The 448-nt window shown below is 63.4% G+C and carries 1 pseudogene; it reads right to left on the minus strand.

Annotation, left to right across the window (positions count from 1 at the left end):
• Window positions 1-10: 10 nt before the first annotated feature.
• Window positions 11-448: pseudogene (locus AC5ZG1_RS44370) on the minus strand (3-deoxy-8-phosphooctulonate synthase); the annotation flags it as partial.

Consider the following 448-nt stretch of genomic DNA (forward strand, 5'->3'; position numbering starts at 1 on the left):
CTGTTGAACGTCAGGCCTTGGCGATCGCGTCGAAGGCAAGCAGCTTCTCAAGCAATCGCGGCATGTCCTTGAGATAAACCATGTTCGGGCCGTCGGACGGTGCGTTGTCGGGGTCCTGGTGGGTTTCGAGGAAGACGCCTGCAATTCCCGTCGCCACCGCCGCGCGCGCCAACGTTTCCACGAATTCGCGCTGGCCGCCCGAGGAATCGCCCTGCCCGCCCGGCTGCGCCACGGAATGGGTGGCGTCGAAAATCACGGGAGCGCCCATCGCCGCCATGATCGGCAGCGAGCGCATGTCGGAGACCAGCGTATTGTAGCCGAAGGAAGCGCCGCGCTCGCACAGCAGCACATTCGGATTGCCGCTGGCGTTGAGTTTCTTCAGGACGTTCTTCATATCCCACGGCGCCAGGAACTGGCCCTTCTTGACATTGACGGCGCGGCCGGTTCT

The organism is Bradyrhizobium sp. Leo78 (assembly GCF_059512425.1).